The 16,195-nt window shown below is 60.7% G+C and carries 19 protein-coding genes; 12 read left to right on the forward strand and 7 right to left on the reverse strand.

Annotation, left to right across the window (positions count from 1 at the left end; genetic code table 11):
• Window positions 1-352 precede the first annotated feature (352 nt).
• From OXI69_06560 to OXI69_06570, 3 genes are read right to left on the reverse strand one after another with little or no spacing between them, the layout of a single operon-like run.
• Entirely contained in the window at window positions 353-1,360 is a 1,008-nt protein-coding gene (locus OXI69_06560) for a zinc-binding dehydrogenase (GenBank protein ID MDE2665794.1), read from the reverse strand.
• A gap of 35 nt (window positions 1,361-1,395) precedes the next feature.
• Entirely contained in the window at window positions 1,396-2,661 is a 1,266-nt protein-coding gene (locus OXI69_06565) for an ABC transporter permease (protein MDE2665795.1), read from the reverse strand.
• On the reverse strand, window positions 2,658-3,572 hold the full coding sequence (locus OXI69_06570; protein ID MDE2665796.1) for an ATP-binding cassette domain-containing protein: 915 nt from the start codon (window positions 3,570-3,572) through the stop codon (window positions 2,658-2,660). The genes OXI69_06565 and OXI69_06570 overlap by 4 nt, the downstream gene beginning before the upstream one ends.
• A 206-nt stretch (window positions 3,573-3,778) precedes the next feature.
• Between OXI69_06570 and OXI69_06575 the strand changes: the two genes are divergently transcribed.
• From OXI69_06575 to OXI69_06630, 12 genes are read left to right on the forward strand one after another with little or no spacing between them, the layout of a single operon-like run.
• The gene (locus OXI69_06575) at window positions 3,779-4,381 is read left to right on the forward strand and encodes a Na+/H+ antiporter subunit E (protein ID MDE2665797.1); all 603 of its coding nucleotides are present in this window, start codon (window positions 3,779-3,781) and stop codon (window positions 4,379-4,381) included.
• Complete coding sequence (locus OXI69_06580; GenBank protein ID MDE2665798.1) at window positions 4,381-4,650, forward strand: monovalent cation/H+ antiporter complex subunit F; 270 nt, start codon at window positions 4,381-4,383, stop codon at window positions 4,648-4,650. The genes OXI69_06575 and OXI69_06580 overlap by 1 nt, the downstream gene beginning before the upstream one ends.
• Window positions 4,647-4,982, forward strand: a complete 336-nt coding sequence (locus tag OXI69_06585) for a monovalent cation/H(+) antiporter subunit G (protein ID MDE2665799.1) — start codon at window positions 4,647-4,649, stop codon at window positions 4,980-4,982. Before OXI69_06580 ends, OXI69_06585 begins: the two co-directional genes overlap by 4 nt.
• The gene (locus tag OXI69_06590; GenBank protein ID MDE2665800.1) at window positions 4,982-5,227 is read left to right on the forward strand and encodes a DUF4040 domain-containing protein; all 246 of its coding nucleotides are present in this window, start codon (window positions 4,982-4,984) and stop codon (window positions 5,225-5,227) included. Before OXI69_06585 ends, OXI69_06590 begins: the two co-directional genes overlap by 1 nt.
• Complete coding sequence (locus OXI69_06595) at window positions 5,224-5,517, forward strand: hypothetical protein (GenBank protein MDE2665801.1); 294 nt, start codon at window positions 5,224-5,226, stop codon at window positions 5,515-5,517. Before OXI69_06590 ends, OXI69_06595 begins: the two co-directional genes overlap by 4 nt.
• Window positions 5,514-5,954, forward strand: coding sequence for a sodium:proton antiporter (locus OXI69_06600; GenBank protein ID MDE2665802.1), 441 nt, complete (start codon window positions 5,514-5,516; stop codon window positions 5,952-5,954). Before OXI69_06595 ends, OXI69_06600 begins: the two co-directional genes overlap by 4 nt.
• Window positions 5,944-6,315 (forward strand): cation:proton antiporter subunit C, encoded by a 372-nt coding sequence (locus tag OXI69_06605; GenBank protein MDE2665803.1) that lies wholly within the window; start codon window positions 5,944-5,946, stop codon window positions 6,313-6,315. The genes OXI69_06600 and OXI69_06605 overlap by 11 nt, the downstream gene beginning before the upstream one ends.
• A complete protein-coding gene (locus tag OXI69_06610) occupies window positions 6,312-7,820 on the forward strand; it encodes a monovalent cation/H+ antiporter subunit D family protein (GenBank protein ID MDE2665804.1) in 1,509 nt (502 codons plus the stop codon). Before OXI69_06605 ends, OXI69_06610 begins: the two co-directional genes overlap by 4 nt.
• A gap of 48 nt (window positions 7,821-7,868) precedes the next feature.
• Window positions 7,869-9,371, forward strand: a complete 1,503-nt coding sequence (locus OXI69_06615) for a monovalent cation/H+ antiporter subunit D family protein (GenBank protein ID MDE2665805.1) — start codon at window positions 7,869-7,871, stop codon at window positions 9,369-9,371.
• The gene (locus OXI69_06620) at window positions 9,368-9,592 is read left to right on the forward strand and encodes a hypothetical protein (protein ID MDE2665806.1); all 225 of its coding nucleotides are present in this window, start codon (window positions 9,368-9,370) and stop codon (window positions 9,590-9,592) included. Before OXI69_06615 ends, OXI69_06620 begins: the two co-directional genes overlap by 4 nt.
• The gene (locus tag OXI69_06625) at window positions 9,582-11,318 is read left to right on the forward strand and encodes a Na(+)/H(+) antiporter subunit D (GenBank protein MDE2665807.1); all 1,737 of its coding nucleotides are present in this window, start codon (window positions 9,582-9,584) and stop codon (window positions 11,316-11,318) included. The genes OXI69_06620 and OXI69_06625 overlap by 11 nt, the downstream gene beginning before the upstream one ends.
• Before the next feature lie 27 nt (window positions 11,319-11,345).
• Complete coding sequence (locus OXI69_06630; protein ID MDE2665808.1) at window positions 11,346-11,873, forward strand: hypothetical protein; 528 nt, start codon at window positions 11,346-11,348, stop codon at window positions 11,871-11,873.
• Window positions 11,874-12,188: 315 nt separating this feature from the next.
• Here the strand turns inward: OXI69_06630 and ftcD are convergent, their stop codons facing one another.
• The 4 genes from ftcD to OXI69_06650 all read right to left on the reverse strand — a co-directional run bounded on the left by ftcD (window position 12,189) and on the right by OXI69_06650 (window position 15,991).
• On the reverse strand, window positions 12,189-13,121 hold the full coding sequence (ftcD, locus tag OXI69_06635; GenBank protein ID MDE2665809.1) for a glutamate formimidoyltransferase: 933 nt from the start codon (window positions 13,119-13,121) through the stop codon (window positions 12,189-12,191).
• Between the two features lie 44 nt (window positions 13,122-13,165).
• The gene (locus tag OXI69_06640) at window positions 13,166-13,609 is read right to left on the reverse strand and encodes a thioesterase family protein (protein MDE2665810.1); all 444 of its coding nucleotides are present in this window, start codon (window positions 13,607-13,609) and stop codon (window positions 13,166-13,168) included.
• A 30-nt stretch (window positions 13,610-13,639) separates the two neighbouring features.
• Window positions 13,640-14,185: an OmpH family outer membrane protein gene (locus tag OXI69_06645; protein MDE2665811.1), complete on the reverse strand. Its 546-nt coding sequence runs from the start codon at window positions 14,183-14,185 to the stop codon at window positions 13,640-13,642.
• Window positions 14,186-14,440: 255 nt separating this feature from the next.
• Window positions 14,441-15,991, reverse strand: a complete 1,551-nt coding sequence (locus OXI69_06650) for a Ppx/GppA phosphatase family protein (protein ID MDE2665812.1) — start codon at window positions 15,989-15,991, stop codon at window positions 14,441-14,443.
• Window positions 15,992-16,195 lie beyond the last annotated feature (204 nt).

Here is a 16,195-nt window from a genome sequence, read left to right on the forward strand (position 1 = left end):
GGAACACCCCTGTTTCGCCCCTTATGAGCCGCCCCGTCCTATGGGACGGCGGCACGCCCAGGTGAAAAGTGAATAGTGGAGAGTGAAGAGTGGAGAGTGGTCAGTGGAGGGTGCTGGGAGCAGGCAAGCACCTGATGACCCACTCGCACTCTCTCAAGGACCCTGCCGAGATCGACAAGGCACTTAATGGATCGATTCCAGTCGTATTTGAAGGACTGCGCCGAGACCGACAAGATGCTTTGCGTGTCGATCAAGTAGCTCTTCACTGTCCACTCCCCACTCTTCACTCGTCTGAGGCATCCCTGTTGCACTCTGTATGATCCATCCCGTCGTCGGGGACGGGACCGGCGAATCAGATCCCCAGCAGGATCTTGCCGAACTGTTTGGCGTCCTCCATCCGCCGATGAGCCTCCCCGGCCTCCTCTAGAGGAAAAACCCTATCGATCGGCGGGCGCAAACCGTGGGCCGAGCAAAGTTGAACCAGGGCATCGAACTCCTGCGGGCTGGCCATGGTGGACCCCATCACCGTCACCTGCTTCCAGAAAATACGCCTCACCTCGATCTGCCGGGCGGCACCCAGGGTTGCGCCGTAGGTGACGATTCTTCCGGCGGGTCCGATCAGATCCAGCGCTCTCTCGAAGACGCTGCCGCCGCTGCCGTCGATGATCACGTCCAGCGGCCGACCCTGCAGCAGTCGGCGCAGCTTGCGGCCCCACTGCTCGTCCCGATAGTTGACGCCGCCGACCGCCCCCAGGGTGCGGGCGCGGTCGATCTTGTGGTCGCTTCCCGAGGTGACGAACGTCCTGGCGCCCAGGCAATGGGTGATCTGCAAGGCCAGGGAGGCCACTCCTCCGCCCACGCCGGTTATCAGGACCGTTTCGCCGGACCTCACCTGGGCCCTGGTGACCACGGCCCGGTAGGCGGTCATGCCGGCCAGCGGCAGCGCCGCCGCTTCCTCCAGGGAAAGGTAGGCCGGCTTGGGACGGATGTTGTCGGCCGGAACGGCGACCATCTGCGCATAGGTGCCATTGTCGGGCATCCCCAGAATGCGCATGCCCGGCCCTTGAGCCTTGATTTCCGGTCCCCAGTCCAGGCAGGGGTTGATGAGCACAGCCTGGCCCAGCAGGTCGGTGGATACGCCGGAGCCCACGCCGGCCACTTCGCCTGAACCGTCCGAACCCAGGATGGTGGGAAGCTGAATGTTGGCGTACAGTCCCTTGCGGATCCAGGCGTCGCGGTGGTTCAGCGCGGCCGCCTTCAGACGGACCAGCACCTGGCCGTCTCCGGGAACCGGGTCGGAGACCTCTTCCCACAGCAGCTTTTCGGGACCACCCAAATCCTTCAGCACGATCGCTTTCATTGCAGTTACCTCACCTGTATTCGTACCCGCCTGGCTCAGGACTCCTTGAGCCAGCGGTAGACCTCCCCCACACGGGGGCGTTTGCCATACATCAATGAAGCCGTCCGAAAGAGCCGGGAGGCTCCCTTGACGGCCAGGAATATCCCCAGAATCAGCACTGCCGTGGAGACCAGCACATCCACCAGCGGGACCTCGTCGGTGCTTAGCCGCAGCAGCATGGTGACCGGCGCCGTCAAGGGGAAGAACGAAAAGGAACGGGCCAGCCAGGAATGGGGCTGCTGCATGAGAGACGCGAGCAGAAACATCGGAATCATGCTGGTCATTGTCCAGACAACCGACAACTGCTGGCTTTCCTGGGAAGAGTTGCCCAACAGGCCGGTGCCCGCCATGAGGCCGGCAAACAGGAGATAGCCGAGGATCACGTACATCAGGCTCAAGAGAATCTGTCCGGGAGACAGGGTCATCAGGGTCAATATCAGGCTGGCAGGCAGCACCAGCAGCACCACGTAGAAGGCAACCTGCAGCAGCCCGGCTGCGCCCAGGCCCATCATCTTGCCCATCAGGAGCTGGGTGGGAGTCACCGACGAAAGAAGGATCTCGATGACCCGGTTCTGCTTCTCCTCGGCAATGCCCTGGAGCAGGTAACCTGAAGACATGAAGATGGAGATCGTCAAGAGAAAAAACATGATAAAGGGTCCCAGGAACCGCCCGACTCGCTTCAGCAGGTTGCCCTCAGGCTGGATCCGACCCTGTTTTGAGACTTGCATTTCCTTGAATCGCCCCGGTGTCAGGATTCTGGCCACGGCTTCTTCTTCCAGCCGCCCACTGGCCAGGCTGGCTCGCAGCAGTGCGCTCAAATGCCTCCGCCCGGTTCGGGTCAACTGAGAGAAGATGCCCTTTTTAGCCGCGTAGACGACGATGTCGCCGCTCTGCAGATAGTCGGCTTGCAGCAGGAAGACAGCACTGAGATCGCCCTTTTTGAGGTCCGCCAGAGCCTTGTCCAGATCGTCATAGGCCACCAGGTTGGAGTCAACCCCGGCGCCGGGCACCGGGAGCGGGTTCGATGAAACGGTTGGGCGGGTCACTTCCTGCAAGCTGAAGTCCAGAACGCGGGCGCGGTCAACCACACCAGCCGGACCTTGATTGGCTTGCGAATCGCGGAAGCTCTCCCGGGACAGCATGCTGGCCGCCAAGAGTCCGCCGATCATGAGCAGCGGCAGTCCAAACAGTGTGAACAGGTAACCCTTGCGGGTCACGGTCACCAGGAACTCTCGCTTGGCAATGGCCCAGACCTTGTTCATGAGTTATCCCGCACCACCCGAATGAATATCTCGTCGAGAGGGGTTCTGGTGCGCTGGAACGATTCGATCTCGGCGCCCGACTCCACCAGCCAGCCGAGGAATTTTGCCGCTTCCACTCCCTGCTTCAGGTAAACGGTAGCTGCAGCGTTGTGGCGGGTGAAACGGTCAATGAGCTCGCACCTATGGTATTCAGCCCCGGAGTGCACCAGGAAGGAAGGCTCGGAGTAGCGGTTCTGAATATCCTCGAGGTCCCCATAGAGCACCTGGCGTCCCCGATCGATCATGAAGACCCGGCGGCACAGCGATTCCACCAGCGACATCTGGTGCACGGACAGCACCACTGTCTTTCCCTCGGCGGCCAGTTCCCGAATGGACCGGACCAGCAGATGAACGTTGATGGGATCCAGCCCGGTGAAGGGTTCGTCCAGGATGAGGATGTCGGGGTCGGAGACAACGGTTGCGATGAATTGGACCTTTTGCTGGTTGCCCTTGGAGAGCTCCTGGACCGGGCGGTTCCGTAAATCGTCGATCTCCAGTCTCTTGAGCCAATCGCGGGCATTGCTGCGGACCCGCTCGATGGGGACGCCCTTGAGCGACCCAAGGTATTCCAGAACCGCCATCACCCTTTGTCGAAAATAGAGGCCGCGCTCTTCAGGCAGGTAGCCGATGCGGTTCTTGTGGGTCTCTGAAATGGGCTGCCCCTGGATTTGAATGGATCCGGCGTCCGGCCGAATCAGGTCGAGAATGAGGCGGATGAGTGTGGTCTTGCCGGCTCCGTTCGGTCCCAGGAGGCCGAAGATTTCGCCGCTGCCGATCTCGAACGAGGCGCCATCCACGGCGACGACCGAACGGAAGTTCTTGCTGACTTTCCGAACCGAAATGACGGCGTTGGGGGAGACCATAAGCGGCATACCTTATCACGATGGCCATACCCGGTCTAAGGCAATATTCTTGCCCTCCAGGCACCGACTCTTGGGTGTCCATTTCGTAGGCTTTTGACTATAATATCCCGGTTTTTCAGGGGCCAAAGCTGCCGTTTCTTGACGGATTTCGGCAGGGACGCGCCGTCCATTGGGCCCCGCTTTCCCGACGGGAAACTCCTGTCGTTACAGAATCCATGGCAACCGAATCAGCGGGTCCCAAGAGAACAGGTCTGAAACGCGTGCGCTCGGGGAGGGCGCTGGTGATCGAAGCCTTGTTGCTGATGGGTTTGTGGCTCCATCTCAGCGGCCGCTTCGACCCCTTCCACCTGGCGCTGGGCGTGGGGTCGGTATTGTTGGTGATGTGGATCAATGCTCCCCTCAAGCAGACCCAACTATACAGTGGCGATACCTTTGCCTGGGACCGGGCCAACTACTGGGCCCTGCTGGCCTATTTGCCCTGGCTGGGGTGGGAGATCCTGTTGGGCAGCATTCAGGTGGCCTACCTGGTGTTGCACCCCAGGATGCCGGTGGAGCCTTGCCTGGTCCACTTCCGGGTGAATCTGCCCAACCTGGCGGCCAGAGTGATCCTCGGCAACTCCATCACCCTGACTCCGGGAACGGTGACGATCCGAATCCGGGGGAACGAATTCGTGGTCCACGCACTGACCCGGGCATCGGCGGAAGGCCTGGTGCACGGCGACATGCCGCTGAGAGTCTCCAGGATTTTCCATGGCCCTCGGGAACAAGTCGTTACCCAGGTCCGAGTGGTCAAGCTGAACGGCTCATCCGCAAATTGATGGAAGACGTCTTTCTCTACCTCGCCATCGTCCTGTCCGTCATCATTCCTTTGCCCTTCTACCGCGTGTTGAAGGGACCCACCATATTTGACCGGCTCCTGGGTGCAAGCGCCATAGGCACCAAGACGCTGGTGCTGGTTTGTCTGATCGGCTTTCTCTACGGCCGGATCGAGTTGTTTGTCGACATTGCCCTGGCCTACGCCATCCTGAACTTCATCGGTCTGGTCGCCGTGGCCAGATATTTCCAGAGCCACCCCGAGGAAAGATGAGCACCTTCAGAGAACTGCTGGCATTGACGATGGTCTTCGCAGGGAGCTTCTTTCTGCTGGTGGGCAGCGTGGGAATTTTGCGCTTGCCGGACATTTTCTGCCGAACTCACGCTACCAGCAAGAACGATACCCTGGGCATCTTGCTGGCCGTGGGAGGCCTGGCAGTGTTCGAGGGGTTTACGCTGACAAGCCTCAAGCTGGTCACGGCCCTGGTCTTTGTGGCCTTGGCCTACCCCATCGGGTCTCATGTGCTGGTCAATGCGGCTGCACGCTTCCACTGGCGGCGACAGCCCGGTGGCGCCCCGCGGCGTGAGACAGGGGAGAAGCCGTAATGTATTGGGGACTGGAGACCGCCCTGGGCTTGTTGTTGCTGGCTTCAGCGCTGATTGCTCTTCGCTTGAAGAACCTGTTGGCGGCCGCGGTGACCCTTTCCGTCTTCAGTTTCATATCGGCCCTGATCTACCTGGTGATGGGGGCGGTCGACGTGGCTTTTACCGAAGCCGTGGTGGGCGCCGGCATCACGGGAGTGCTGTTCATCGTGGTCCTTTTCCATACTTCCCGCCGGAGCATCGATTGAGAAAGATCTCCCTGATCGCGTTGGTCCTGTTTGGCGCCTTGCTGCTCTATGCCTCATCCGGTCTGCCCGGCCACGGCGATCCCGACGGGCCCAGCCACCGGGAGCGGAGCCGGGCGGGCTCGCCGGTCGCGGCGGCCCACTACATTCGCCATGCCCAAGGGGATGCGGCCTCTCCCAACATCGTGACCGTGGTTCTGGCGGACTACCGCGGCTTCGACACGCTGGGAGAGACGGTGGTGGTCTTGACCGCCGGACTGGTGTGCTACTTGATTCTCAGACGGAGCCCATGACCTCCAGTTCCAGAAATCCAATTCTGATTACCGCCAGCCGGCTACTGGCTCCCTTCATCCAGTTGTTTGCCCTCTACGTGATCTTTCACGGCCACTTCGGCCCCGGGGGAGGATTCCAGGGAGGGGCATTGCTGGCCGCCAGCATTCTGATGCTGCGGCTCTCGGTGGGTGCGGAGAGGTCGGAACTCAAATTCAGGAAATCCTGGGGCACGCCGGTGGGGGCCCTGGGAGCCATGATCTTTGCCGGCACTGGCCTGCTCACGCTCCTGCTGGGTGGCCGGTTCCTGGAATATGGCTTTTTGCCGCTTCCGGATCTGAGCCCGGCCGAGCTTCATTCCACCGGGATTCTGCTGATCGAAGTCGGAGTGAGCCTGGCCGTCATGGCGGTGCTGGTGGCCATTTATGACGACATCATGGAGGGGCCCGGTGGAGATTGAGTTTATCGCGGGTCACAACCTGTACTGGATCATCTCTCTGTTGCTGCTGGTGGGGCTCTACGGGATGCTGGCCAAGCGGAACCTGGTGAAGAAACTGGTGGGCATGAATATCTTCCAGACGTCCATCATCCTGTTCTACATCGCCATCGCTTCCAAGAAGAAGGCCACCGTTCCGGTCATTGACGCCGCGTTGGGTTCGGTAGACCCTGCTCACTACATCAATCCGCTGCCGCACACCTTGATGCTGACGGCCATCGTGGTGAGCGTGGCCACCACCGGAGTGGGTTTCGCGCTGCTCATCAGCATCTTTCGGCGATACGGGACCCTGGATGAAGACTCGTTGTTGAAACGAATGAGATGATTGAAGCCAACCTGCCCCTGCTGGTCCCGCTCACCTTTCTCATTCTGGCTCTCCTGATACCTCTGATTGGCGTCCGGGTTCCCGGCGCCGCCTACCCCTTGGCGTTGGCCGCGGTTCTGGCGTCCATTCCCATCGCGGGATTCGGCTTGTTCAGGGTGATCGAGGGCGGACCGGTCACCTACACCCTGGGGGGCTGGGAAGCTCCCATCGGGATTGAGTTGGTGTTGGATCCGCTGGCATCGTTCCTGACGCTGGTGGTGACGGTGGTTTCCTGCCTGGTGTTGATTCACGCCCGCCACGTGGCGTCGGTGGAGCACCCGGACAAGCGGGTCCCCTACTACAGCCTGGTGCTGCTGCTGCTGGCCGGGTTCTGCGGAATCCTGTCGACCGGAGACCTCTTCAATCTCTATGTCTTCCTGGAGATCAGCTCTCTTGCGGGCTACGGACTGGTCGCCATCGGGGACAAGCGGTCGCCGGTAGCGGCCTATCGCTACCTCATTCTGGGTAGCGTGGGAACCGGTTTCTACCTGCTGGGCGTCGGATTCATCTATGTCATGAGCGGGTCCCTGAACATGGCCGACCTGGCTCGAATCCTCCCCCACATCCTCGACCAGCCGCCCGTGCTGTCGGGATTGATTTTGATGGTGACCGGCATCGGCCTCAAGATGGCGCTCTTTCCGCTGCACTTCTGGCTTCCGGACGCCTATTCCAGTGCGTCCTCGGCCACCTCGGCGCTGCTGGCGCCGTTGGGTACCAAGGTGGGCGCCTATATCCTCATTCGAGTTCTTTTCTTTGTCTTCGACCCCGCCGAGGTAGAGAAGAGGGTGCCCGTCGCCTCCGTAATCGCCTGGCTCTCGGCGGCTGGAGTTCTTTACGGGTCGCTCATGGCCCTGGCCCAGCAGGAACTCAAACGGATGCTGGCCTACAGCAGCGTCGCACAGATCGGATATATCGGGCTGGGCCTGGGGATGGCCAATCCCCTGGGATTCACCGGAGCGGTGCTCCATATCCTGAATCATGCCTTTATGAAGGCCGCCCTCTTCCTGGTCGCAGGCAATTTGCGGGTGAGGGTCGGCCATTCCAATATCGCGGACATGGACCAACGACTGAGCCGTCAGATGCCCTGGTCGATGGCCGCACTTGTGGTTGCGGCCTTGTCCATGATCGGGCTGCCGCCGACGGCGGGATTTTTCAGCAAGTGGTACCTGGTGTTGGGAGGCATCCAGGGTTCCGACTGGGTTTTTGTGGCTGTCATTCTACTGGGGGGACTGCTGAACGCCATCTACTTCTTCAGAGTCGTTGAAAGGGTGTATCTCCCGTTTCGAAAAGGGTCGTCGGACCACGCCGCCGCCGACGGAGTCCAGGAGGTTGTGGAAAGCAGGGAAGTCAGGCTTTCCATGCTGGCTCCCACGCTGGTTCTGGCAGGAGGTCTCCTGGTACTGGGCCTGGCGAGTTCCTTCCTGGTGAATCGGGTGATTCAACTCATGATTCCGCCAGGCCTCTAGTACGCATCGCGGGCGCAAGCCGATGGCTTCGCTCGAGAGCCAACCTTCATGAACGATTTGTCGACCTATCCATCGGTCGTACCGCTGCTGGCGATCCTGGTTTCCGCGGCAAGCGTGCCGTTGATCGGGATCAGCGCCCGCCGTCCCAACCTGAGGGAATTCTGGACGCTGCTGGCCGCCGGCGCCAAGTTCGCACTGGTGCTGTCGCTTCTCCCCTCGGTACTGGTGAGCAGGGCAGCCGAGACTAGACTGTTTCAAATCTCACCCGGTATCGACCTGACCTTGCGGGCCGACCCGTTCGGGGTTTTCTTCGCACTGATCGCTTCCGGTCTCTGGATATTGACTTCGTTCTACTCCATCGGATACGTCCGGGGTCTCAAGGAAAAGCACCAGACCCGCTACTTTGCCAGCTTTGCCCTGTGCCTTTCGGCGACATTGGGCGTGGCCTTCGCCGCCAACCTGCTGACTTTCGTCATCTTTTTCGAAATCCTCACCATTGCAACCTATCCGTTGGTGATTCACAAGCAAACCCCTGAGGCGATCGCGGCCGGACGCAAGTATCTGGCCTTCACGCTGACGGCGGGGGTGGTGCTGGTGGCCGCCATGGCCGCCACGCTGCAGTTGACGGGTACCCTGGAATTTCAGGCGGGCGGCCTGCGCGCGTTAGAGGACCTGTCACCGGTCGAGGTCAAGATCCTGTTCGGGATGTTTCTGGCAGGAGTGGGGGTGAAGGCAGCCATCATGCCCCTGCACGCCTGGTTGCCCGCGGCCATGGCGGCCCCCACCCCGGTCAGTGCCTTGCTTCACGCCGTGGCCGTCGTAAAATCGGGGGTTTTCGGGGTGTTTCGAGTGGTGGGCTTCGTCTTCGGTCCGGAGACGCTCAGTCGATACGGACTCAATGAGGTCATGCTCTGGCTTGCCGGCAGCACCATTCTGCTAGCCTCCTGCCTGGCCTTTTCCGAGGACAACTTGAAACGGCGCCTGGCCTACTCCACCGTCGGCCACCTCTCATACGTGGTACTGGGGGCCGGGCTTCTCTCGCCGAGCGGTTTGATCGGCGGGCTGCTGCACATTGCCAACCACGCCACCATGAAGATCGTCCTTTTCTTTTGTGCCGGCGCCATTTACGTCAATGCTCACAAGGAAAAGATCAGTGAACTGGACGGCATCGGCCGGGCCATGCCCTGGACCATGGGGGCTTTTGCCCTGGCCTCGCTGGGCCTTGCAGGGGTGCCTCCGGTCAATGGCTTTGTCAGCAAGTGGTACCTCGGGCTGGGCGCTTTGGAAGCAGGCAGCGTCGCGGTTGCAGCGATTCTGCTGATCAGCGGTCTGCTCAATGCCGGCTACTTCGTGCCCATCGTCTACCGGGCCTTCTTCAAGCAGTCCGAAAACTTCAGGTCCATCGGGGAGGCGTCCGCCTGGATGGTAGCCCCCTTGATCCTGGCTGCCGGTTTGTCGGTATTGCTGGGCCTGATGCCGGACCGGTTCTTTCACTTTTTCACTCTGGCGCAGCAGATTGCCGCGCAGGTCCTGGAGGCTTCAATTCCATGAAACGGTGGCACTGGATTTCGCTGGCGGTGGTCATGATCGCTTCCCTGGTTCTGGAACGGGTGGCTGTCCATCACCACTCGGAGGCTTCTTACTGGTGGGTGCATATCCCCGGTCTTTATGGATGGCTGGGATTCCTCGGCTGTATCGGAATCATTGTCGGGTCCAAGCTGCTGGGCCGCAAATGGCTGCAAAAGGACGAGCACTACTACGATGGCGAGTGAGCTGATCCTGCATCCGGCTTTCCTGGTGCTGCTGGGGGTCGTTGTCCTGCCCCTGGTTCCCCCTGCGGCCAGAGGGAAGGTTCTTCCGCTCTTTCCGTTGGCCGCCCTCGGGGTGTGCTGGAACCTTTCCGCCGATCACAGCTTTTCCGTTGAGTTCCTGGAATACCGTTTGTCGGTCCTGCAAGTGGACCGATTAAGCCGGATTTTCGGCATCGTCTTCTCGCTGATCGGCTTCGCCGGGGGCCTTTTCGCCCTTCATCTCAGGGATGTTCGCCAACAGCTTGCCGCCTTGCTCTATGCCGGCAGCGCGCTGGGCCTGGTCTTCTCCGGGGATTGGCTGACCCTCTTCCTCTTCTGGGAACTGACTGCCGTTTCCTCGACGGTTCTGATCTGGTCCCGGCCGGGGACGGGATCCGGGGTGGGGCTGCGTTATCTGTTGGTCCACCTGTTTGGAGGCAGCCTGTTGCTGGCCGGGATCCTGGGCCAAGTGCAAACCACCGGGGGCATTGCCCTTCAGTTGCTGGAGGCCGGTCGGTTGTCCTCCTGGCTGATCCTGGGGGGTATTGCCGTCAACGCCGCCATTCCTCCGCTCCACGCCTGGCTTTCCGACGCCTATCCCAAGGCCACCGTGACCGGTGCGGTCTTCCTGAGCGCTTTCACCACCAAGTCGGCGGTTTACCTGCTTGCACGAGTCGCGCCGGGTTGGGAGATTCTGATTACGCTGGGAGTCATCATGGCTCTCTACGGGGTCATATTCGCCGTTCTGGCCAACAACATCCGCGAGATCCTGGCCTACCACATCATCAGCCAGGTGGGATACATGGTTGCGGGAGTCGGTATCGGAACGCCGTTGGCTCTCAACGGTGCCGTTGCCCACGCCTTCAGCCATATCCTCTACAAGGCTCTCCTGTTCATGGGCGCCGGCATGGTCCTGCACGCGACCGGTAGGAGTCGGCTTACCGAACTGGGAGGATTGGCCGGGAAGATGCCTCTCACGCTGTGGCTCTATATGGTGGGCGCCTTCTCCATTTCGGGCTTTCCGCTCTTCAATGGCTTTATCAGCAAGTCAATGGTGGTCAGCGCCGCCCTCGATGCCCGTTACCAGACTGCCTACCTGCTGCTGGTCCTGGCATCGGTGGGAACGTTTCTCTCGATCGGTCTCAAGCTTCCCTATTTCACCTGGTTCGGCCGCAGCCCTCAAGAGTCGGGAGTGTCGCGCCCTCCCATTAACATGCACCTGGCTATGGGGTTGTTGGCCCTGCTTTGTATCGGCTTCGGAGTCTTTCCCTCGCTGCTGTACGCTGAGCTGCCCTACGGTGCGAGCTACCGGCCCTACACCATCCCTCACCTGGTGGAGAGCATTCAATTGCTCGCCGCGACCTTTTTCGGTTTCTGGTGGTTCCGCTCGAGGCTGGCCGGCCAGCCGACGTTGACACTGGACACCGATTGGTTCTATCGTCGACCGGCAGGCTGGGTTCGTCGATGTCTGGTTGGCGGGGTGAGCCAACTTTTCGAGCGGGCTGACGCTGGAATTCTGGCTGGTATCGGTTGGCTGGCGCCGAAATTTCGGGACCCCTCCCTTTGGTTTGGCCGCAGGGCGGAGCCCGAGCAGGAGCCGGCAATCTCCAGCGACGACCCCGATGCGACACGGCCTGAACTGGAGTTCGCCGTGACTCTGGTGCTCCTCAGTGTGCTCCTGTTCACGGCAGCGGCATTCTTCCGATAGGCCGGCCGAGATTCTTCGAGGTCTCCAATGAAGATAGATCTCTTCTACCCCGCTCCCGAGGGCTTGCCGGTGCCGGTCAATCCGCCCAGGGGAGATGACAAAATCTACCGCCTGGTGAGCGGCACGGACTGGCGCCAGGTGCTTCAGCTGGGATCGGATCGCCTGGTCCGGGCTGGAGCCCTCTGGCTATACGGTTTTCTGGACGAGGCTCACCGTCTGACCCAACAGGACTCTTCCTCGGAAGGATCCTACTGGCATGCCCTGGTGCACCGTAGCGAGGGCGACTTCAGCAATGCCCTCTACTGGTTCCGTCGCGCCGGAGCCCATCCTGTCCAGGCCCGGTTGAGAGCCCGGGTTCGGGAGGCGATGAAAGTGCGGAACTCGGAGGCTTGGCGGACCCTGGTGGAAAGCCCGCGCTGGGAGCCCGCCCGATTGGTGGAACTGTGTGAGCGGTCATCCCGGGCTGAGTCGGCCCAACCGGCGGTCCTGCAGGAAGTCGTCCGGATGGAATACAATCTGCTGATGGAATACGTCCTGGCTCAGGCTGGATCTTGAGCCCCCTCCAACACATTCGTGACCCACTTTTTTTTCGTTTGTTTCCGACAAGTTCCCTCCCCGCCCTCCCCGCCCTCCCGGGCGGATCGTACAGAGTAAGACAAGAGCCTGTTACGAACCTCGGAGACTGAGGCCCTCACCGGCTCGACGGCGGGCTGGCGCCCTTGTCTCACCGACTCCCCCTCAAGGGGGGAGTGATTGAGGCCAGCACAAGGCTTCCAGTAGAACTCTATCACTCCCCCCTTGAGGGGGAGTCGCAGAAGCCGAGCCGCAGGCGAAGGCTGATGCGGTGGGGGCAAACGCGACGCCGTAAAGCTACGACTTCCTGAGACGCAGCGTTTGTTTCAAGTAATCAGCCAGGCGATTCTCGAAGACGAGATCGGGCCGGAAGTCCTTCAGTTGCAGCGACGATTGGAAGGAGGGGGGCAAGGCTCGCTGCGGAACCAGTCCGACGATTTCACTGTCCGACACCCGGGTTCCCAGCCGCTCGGCCTCCTGGCAGACGACCTGGAAGACCCTATGGATCGAGCTGATCTCGAAGTCGGTCAGGTTAATGGAAACTTGGACCTGGTCCCGGGTCTTCAGGCGCACTCCCATTGCCTTGACATGGGGAAGTCCGCCGCTGGAAGATCGGATCTTGCGGGCAATATGCCTGGCCGGACAGATATCCGCGGTCGCCAGGTTGACGTTGTAAGCGACCAGGAACTTGCGGGCGCCGACAGCCGTCGCCCCGGCAGTGGGATGGCATCCGGGGCCACCGAAGTCGGGCAGTCGTTGGGTCGGACCGGCCAGCTCGGAACGCAACCCCTCAAACTGGCCGCGGCGCACGTTTTCCAACCGGGTCCGTTCAGGTTGCAGGGCCGCGGCCCCGTAGAGATAGACCGGGATGCCGAAACGGCGGTAGGCTTCCTGGCCTACGGCTTGAGCAATCAGCGCGCAATCCTGCAGATTCACGTTGCTGACCGGGACGAAGGGAACCACATCGGCGGCTCCGATGCGCGGGTGGACGCCGGAATGCCGATTGAGGTCAATCAGTTCAGCCGCTTTGCCTATCGCCCTCAAGGCTCCCTCGGCAACGCCTTCGCTGTCGCCCACAAAAGTAATGACGGCGCGGTGGTGGTCGGCATCCATGGTGCGGTGCAGAATCCCCACGCCGGCAACCGAGTCGATAGCGGAGGCGATACGGTCGATCACCCGCGGATCTCTGCCCTCGCTGAAGTTGGGGACACATTCAACGATCGTTTTCATGGTGCACCCGGCGGTCCGTGCGAGCTGGGGGGCGGAGCGGTGGCCTATGCCGACGACTTCAGCAGAGAGGCGTACTCCTCGGGGAGGGTTTTCGGTCTGCCGCTACGGTCCAGGACAATATGGGTGGTGCTGCCCGTGGCGACCAGAACGCCGCTGTTCTTCTTGATAATCTCGTAGCGAAAGTTCAAGGTCCGCTTGCGCAGGGATTCAACGGCGGTGCGAATTTGCAGGACCTCATCGTAAAGGGCAGGCGAGTGGTAACGGCAGCGGGCTTCCGCCACGGCCAGGTAGGCCTGGGTCTTGGCCTCCATTTCGGCGTAGGAGAACCCACAGTCCCTGCACACCTCGGAGCGCCCGACCTCGAACCAGACCAGGTAGTTGGAGTAGTAAGCCACTCCCATCTGGTCCGTTTCCGCATAGCGAACCCGGATGTCGGTGGTCACCCAGCGAGTCGGGGACTGAGATGAGCGCCGGAGCCGCTCGGACATGAGAGTCGCCTCGGGAGTGGAGAACTCCGCCTATGGGGCGGCCGAAGTGGACCCGGAGGCAGAATTGTCGAACTGCTCGATGATCTCCTGAGTGATCTCTATGGCGGGATTGACGAAGAAAACCTCCTGAGAAAAGTTCACGATCAAGGAAATTTTCTGGTCCTGGGCATATTTTTCAACCACGGGTCTCAGTTGGCTGGCGATCTGCCGCACGATCTGCTGCTGCATCTCGTTGAACTCTTTTTGAGCATCTTCCTGGGCCCGCTTCAGCTGAGTGTTCTTGGAGTCGATATTCTTGGACAGGGCACGCTGGGCGTCGGGATTCAGGGAGGCTGCCTGCTCGACCAACTGACGCTGCAGGGTGGAAATCTCGTTGGTCTTCTGCTCGAACTCGGTCCGTTTGGCATTTACCCTTTGCTCGAACTCGGCGAACAGTTTCTTGCCGGCGTTGGACTGCCGGATTACGGCCGAGTAGTTGAGCACGGCCACCTTTCCGTTGGAACTCTGGCCCAAGGCAGTTGCAGACAGAATTGAAACCCCGGCCAGAAGGCTGAGGATGAAATTTTTGGTCGGCATCGTCACTCCTTACTCCACGGATTGCGGGAGAACCCCGCTCTTTGCAATATGATACACGTGCGACCACGATTTTGGCCAGTGAGGAATTCCCGGCCGTAGCCCGCGTTTCTCACCAAGGCGCGCCCAGCACGGTCCGTGGGCTGTAGGCTTCAGAACAAGGCGCTGCAAGACGTTAAACATGAACACTTTGCTGCCGTATGCTCAGCGGCCCGGTGAGGAATGCGGGCCAAATCAGAGCCCCTTCCCCGGGCAGCACTATTGCCGGTCCGATTCTGCCAGAAACCGTACGTTGACCCCCAAGCTCTGCTCCAGTAGATCTTTACGGGATTCGGCGGTGTAGATCTCCAATGTCACCTCCCGCCGGTCGACCGTCTCCAGGTGAAGGGTCAGATTGGTTCCTCGCCGCTCACACCACAGACACCGGATCAGGCTGGCGTGGGTCCGATTCAAACCGTCGGCCACCCGGAGGATTCCGGCCAGTTTTCTGACGATCTGCTGGTCGTCCCCCTTCAAGCGCGCAAACTCGGCATGTTTGAGCTTGGGATTGCTCTTGCGGTGATAGCGGGCGACCTGCGCGATCAACTCGATCTCGCGGTCGGTAAACCCGGTCAGGTACTCCGAGTTGCGGATGATGTAGTAGGAATGGTGGTGATGTTGAGCGTGGGAGATGAAGAGGCCCACGTTGTGCAGGATAGCGGCGGCCTCCAGATACTCCCGGTGCTCATCGTTCAGGCCGTGCAGGTCCCGCAGTTGGTCGAACAACTGCAGGGAGAGTCGGGCGACCTGGTCGGCGTGTTCCTTCTCGTAGTCACAAGCCTGGGCCAGGTGAACCACTCCTCGATATCGGATATCCGTCAAGTGAAGGCGGTCTCCGCCGGCCTTGTGCATCGAGTCGAGAATGACCCCCTCTCTCAGGGCGAAGCCGGATACGGTCATCGACCCGATCTGAAACTCGGCAAAAGCCTGCTCCAGGATCAGTGCACCTCCCAGAATGATGTCGATCCGCTTGGGATCGAGGCCGGCGATCTTTTGGCGTTTTTTGAGGGTGTCGGCCCGAATCAACCTCTTGACCAACTCCGAGAGCTCGGAAGCGGAAAAGTTGAAGTTGCTGATTTGACGGGTGGGATTGGCGCCGCGCTGTATCTGAATCATCTGGGCCAGATTCAGTATGGTCCCGGAGCTTCCAACGGCCACCTCGTGCTTCCACTTGCGCAGGGCTCGCGCCATCGGGTTCATATAAAACTTGAGGTAGTCGCGACACTGCTGAATTTTTCGGCTCGAGACGGTTTCCGCCCGAAAGAAGCGATCGGTGATGCGGATGGCTCCCAGCTTGAGGCTGCTGGCCCCCAGGACCCGCCCGCGCTTGCCGACCAGAAACTCGCTGCTGCCACCGCCGATGTCGACCAGCAGCGTCTGCTTGTCAAAAATGGGCAGGGCCTGCAGCACGCCCAGGTAGATGAGACGGGCTTCCTCGAAACCGGAGATGACTTCGACCCGGATGCCGGCTTCGTTCCGGGCCCGGTCGATAAAGAGGTTGCGGTTCAAGGCTTCCCGCACGGCGCTGGTGGCCACCGCTCTGACCTCGGCATTGGAGATCCCGGCAATTTGTCGATACCGCTTCAGCGTTTCGATGCCACGGTCGATGGCATCCTGCTTCAGGTATTTCATGTCCTTGGAGCCCGAGCCCAGGCGCACCACCTCCTTCTCCTGGGCCAGGATCTCAAACCGGTTGCCGTTTCTGGCCCTGGCGACGACCAGGTGAATGGAATTGGTGCCGATATCGACGGCAGCCCAGTTTCCGTTCATCGAGATGGTCTTTCCGAAGGGACTGAGTGAGCGCGGAGGGATGGGACCAGGTGGCTAGCCCGCATTTCTCACCAGGCCGCTGGAGGCATTACAAGAAGTAGATTATCCTCAGCACCTTGATTGGCTCCATGTCAAGGGCTTGGGCATCACAGACGGCGCTGGGCATGCCCTGGCTTGTCCTTTCCCCTTCAGCGCGCACAGGCT

This window comes from Acidobacteriota bacterium (assembly GCA_028875575.1).
GTDB lineage: Bacteria > Acidobacteriota > Terriglobia > Versatilivoradales > Versatilivoraceae > Versatilivorator.

Coding starts and splice junctions, on each gene's coding strand:
- OXI69_06575 (MDE2665797.1), top strand. CDS start 3,779: ATGGCAACCGAATCAGCGGGTCCCAAGAGAACAGGTCTGAAACGCGTG.
- OXI69_06645 (MDE2665811.1), bottom strand. CDS start 14,185: ATGCCGACCAAAAATTTCATCCTCAGCCTTCTGGCCGGGGTTTCAATT.
- OXI69_06570 (MDE2665796.1), bottom strand. CDS start 3,572: ATGCCGCTTATGGTCTCCCCCAACGCCGTCATTTCGGTTCGGAAAGTC.
- OXI69_06615 (MDE2665805.1), top strand. CDS start 7,869: ATGAACGATTTGTCGACCTATCCATCGGTCGTACCGCTGCTGGCGATC.
- ftcD (MDE2665809.1), bottom strand. CDS start 13,121: ATGAAAACGATCGTTGAATGTGTCCCCAACTTCAGCGAGGGCAGAGAT.
- OXI69_06560 (MDE2665794.1), bottom strand. CDS start 1,360: ATGAAAGCGATCGTGCTGAAGGATTTGGGTGGTCCCGAAAAGCTGCTG.
- OXI69_06565 (MDE2665795.1), bottom strand. CDS start 2,661: ATGAACAAGGTCTGGGCCATTGCCAAGCGAGAGTTCCTGGTGACCGTG.
- OXI69_06600 (MDE2665802.1), top strand. CDS start 5,514: ATGACCTCCAGTTCCAGAAATCCAATTCTGATTACCGCCAGCCGGCTA.
- OXI69_06650 (MDE2665812.1), bottom strand. CDS start 15,991: ATGAACGGAAACTGGGCTGCCGTCGATATCGGCACCAATTCCATTCAC.
- OXI69_06640 (MDE2665810.1), bottom strand. CDS start 13,609: ATGTCCGAGCGGCTCCGGCGCTCATCTCAGTCCCCGACTCGCTGGGTG.
- OXI69_06625 (MDE2665807.1), top strand. CDS start 9,582: ATGGCGAGTGAGCTGATCCTGCATCCGGCTTTCCTGGTGCTGCTGGGG.
- OXI69_06585 (MDE2665799.1), top strand. CDS start 4,647: ATGAGCACCTTCAGAGAACTGCTGGCATTGACGATGGTCTTCGCAGGG.
- OXI69_06580 (MDE2665798.1), top strand. CDS start 4,381: ATGGAAGACGTCTTTCTCTACCTCGCCATCGTCCTGTCCGTCATCATT.
- OXI69_06620 (MDE2665806.1), top strand. CDS start 9,368: ATGAAACGGTGGCACTGGATTTCGCTGGCGGTGGTCATGATCGCTTCC.
- OXI69_06610 (MDE2665804.1), top strand. CDS start 6,312: ATGATTGAAGCCAACCTGCCCCTGCTGGTCCCGCTCACCTTTCTCATT.
- OXI69_06590 (MDE2665800.1), top strand. CDS start 4,982: ATGTATTGGGGACTGGAGACCGCCCTGGGCTTGTTGTTGCTGGCTTCA.
- OXI69_06630 (MDE2665808.1), top strand. CDS start 11,346: ATGAAGATAGATCTCTTCTACCCCGCTCCCGAGGGCTTGCCGGTGCCG.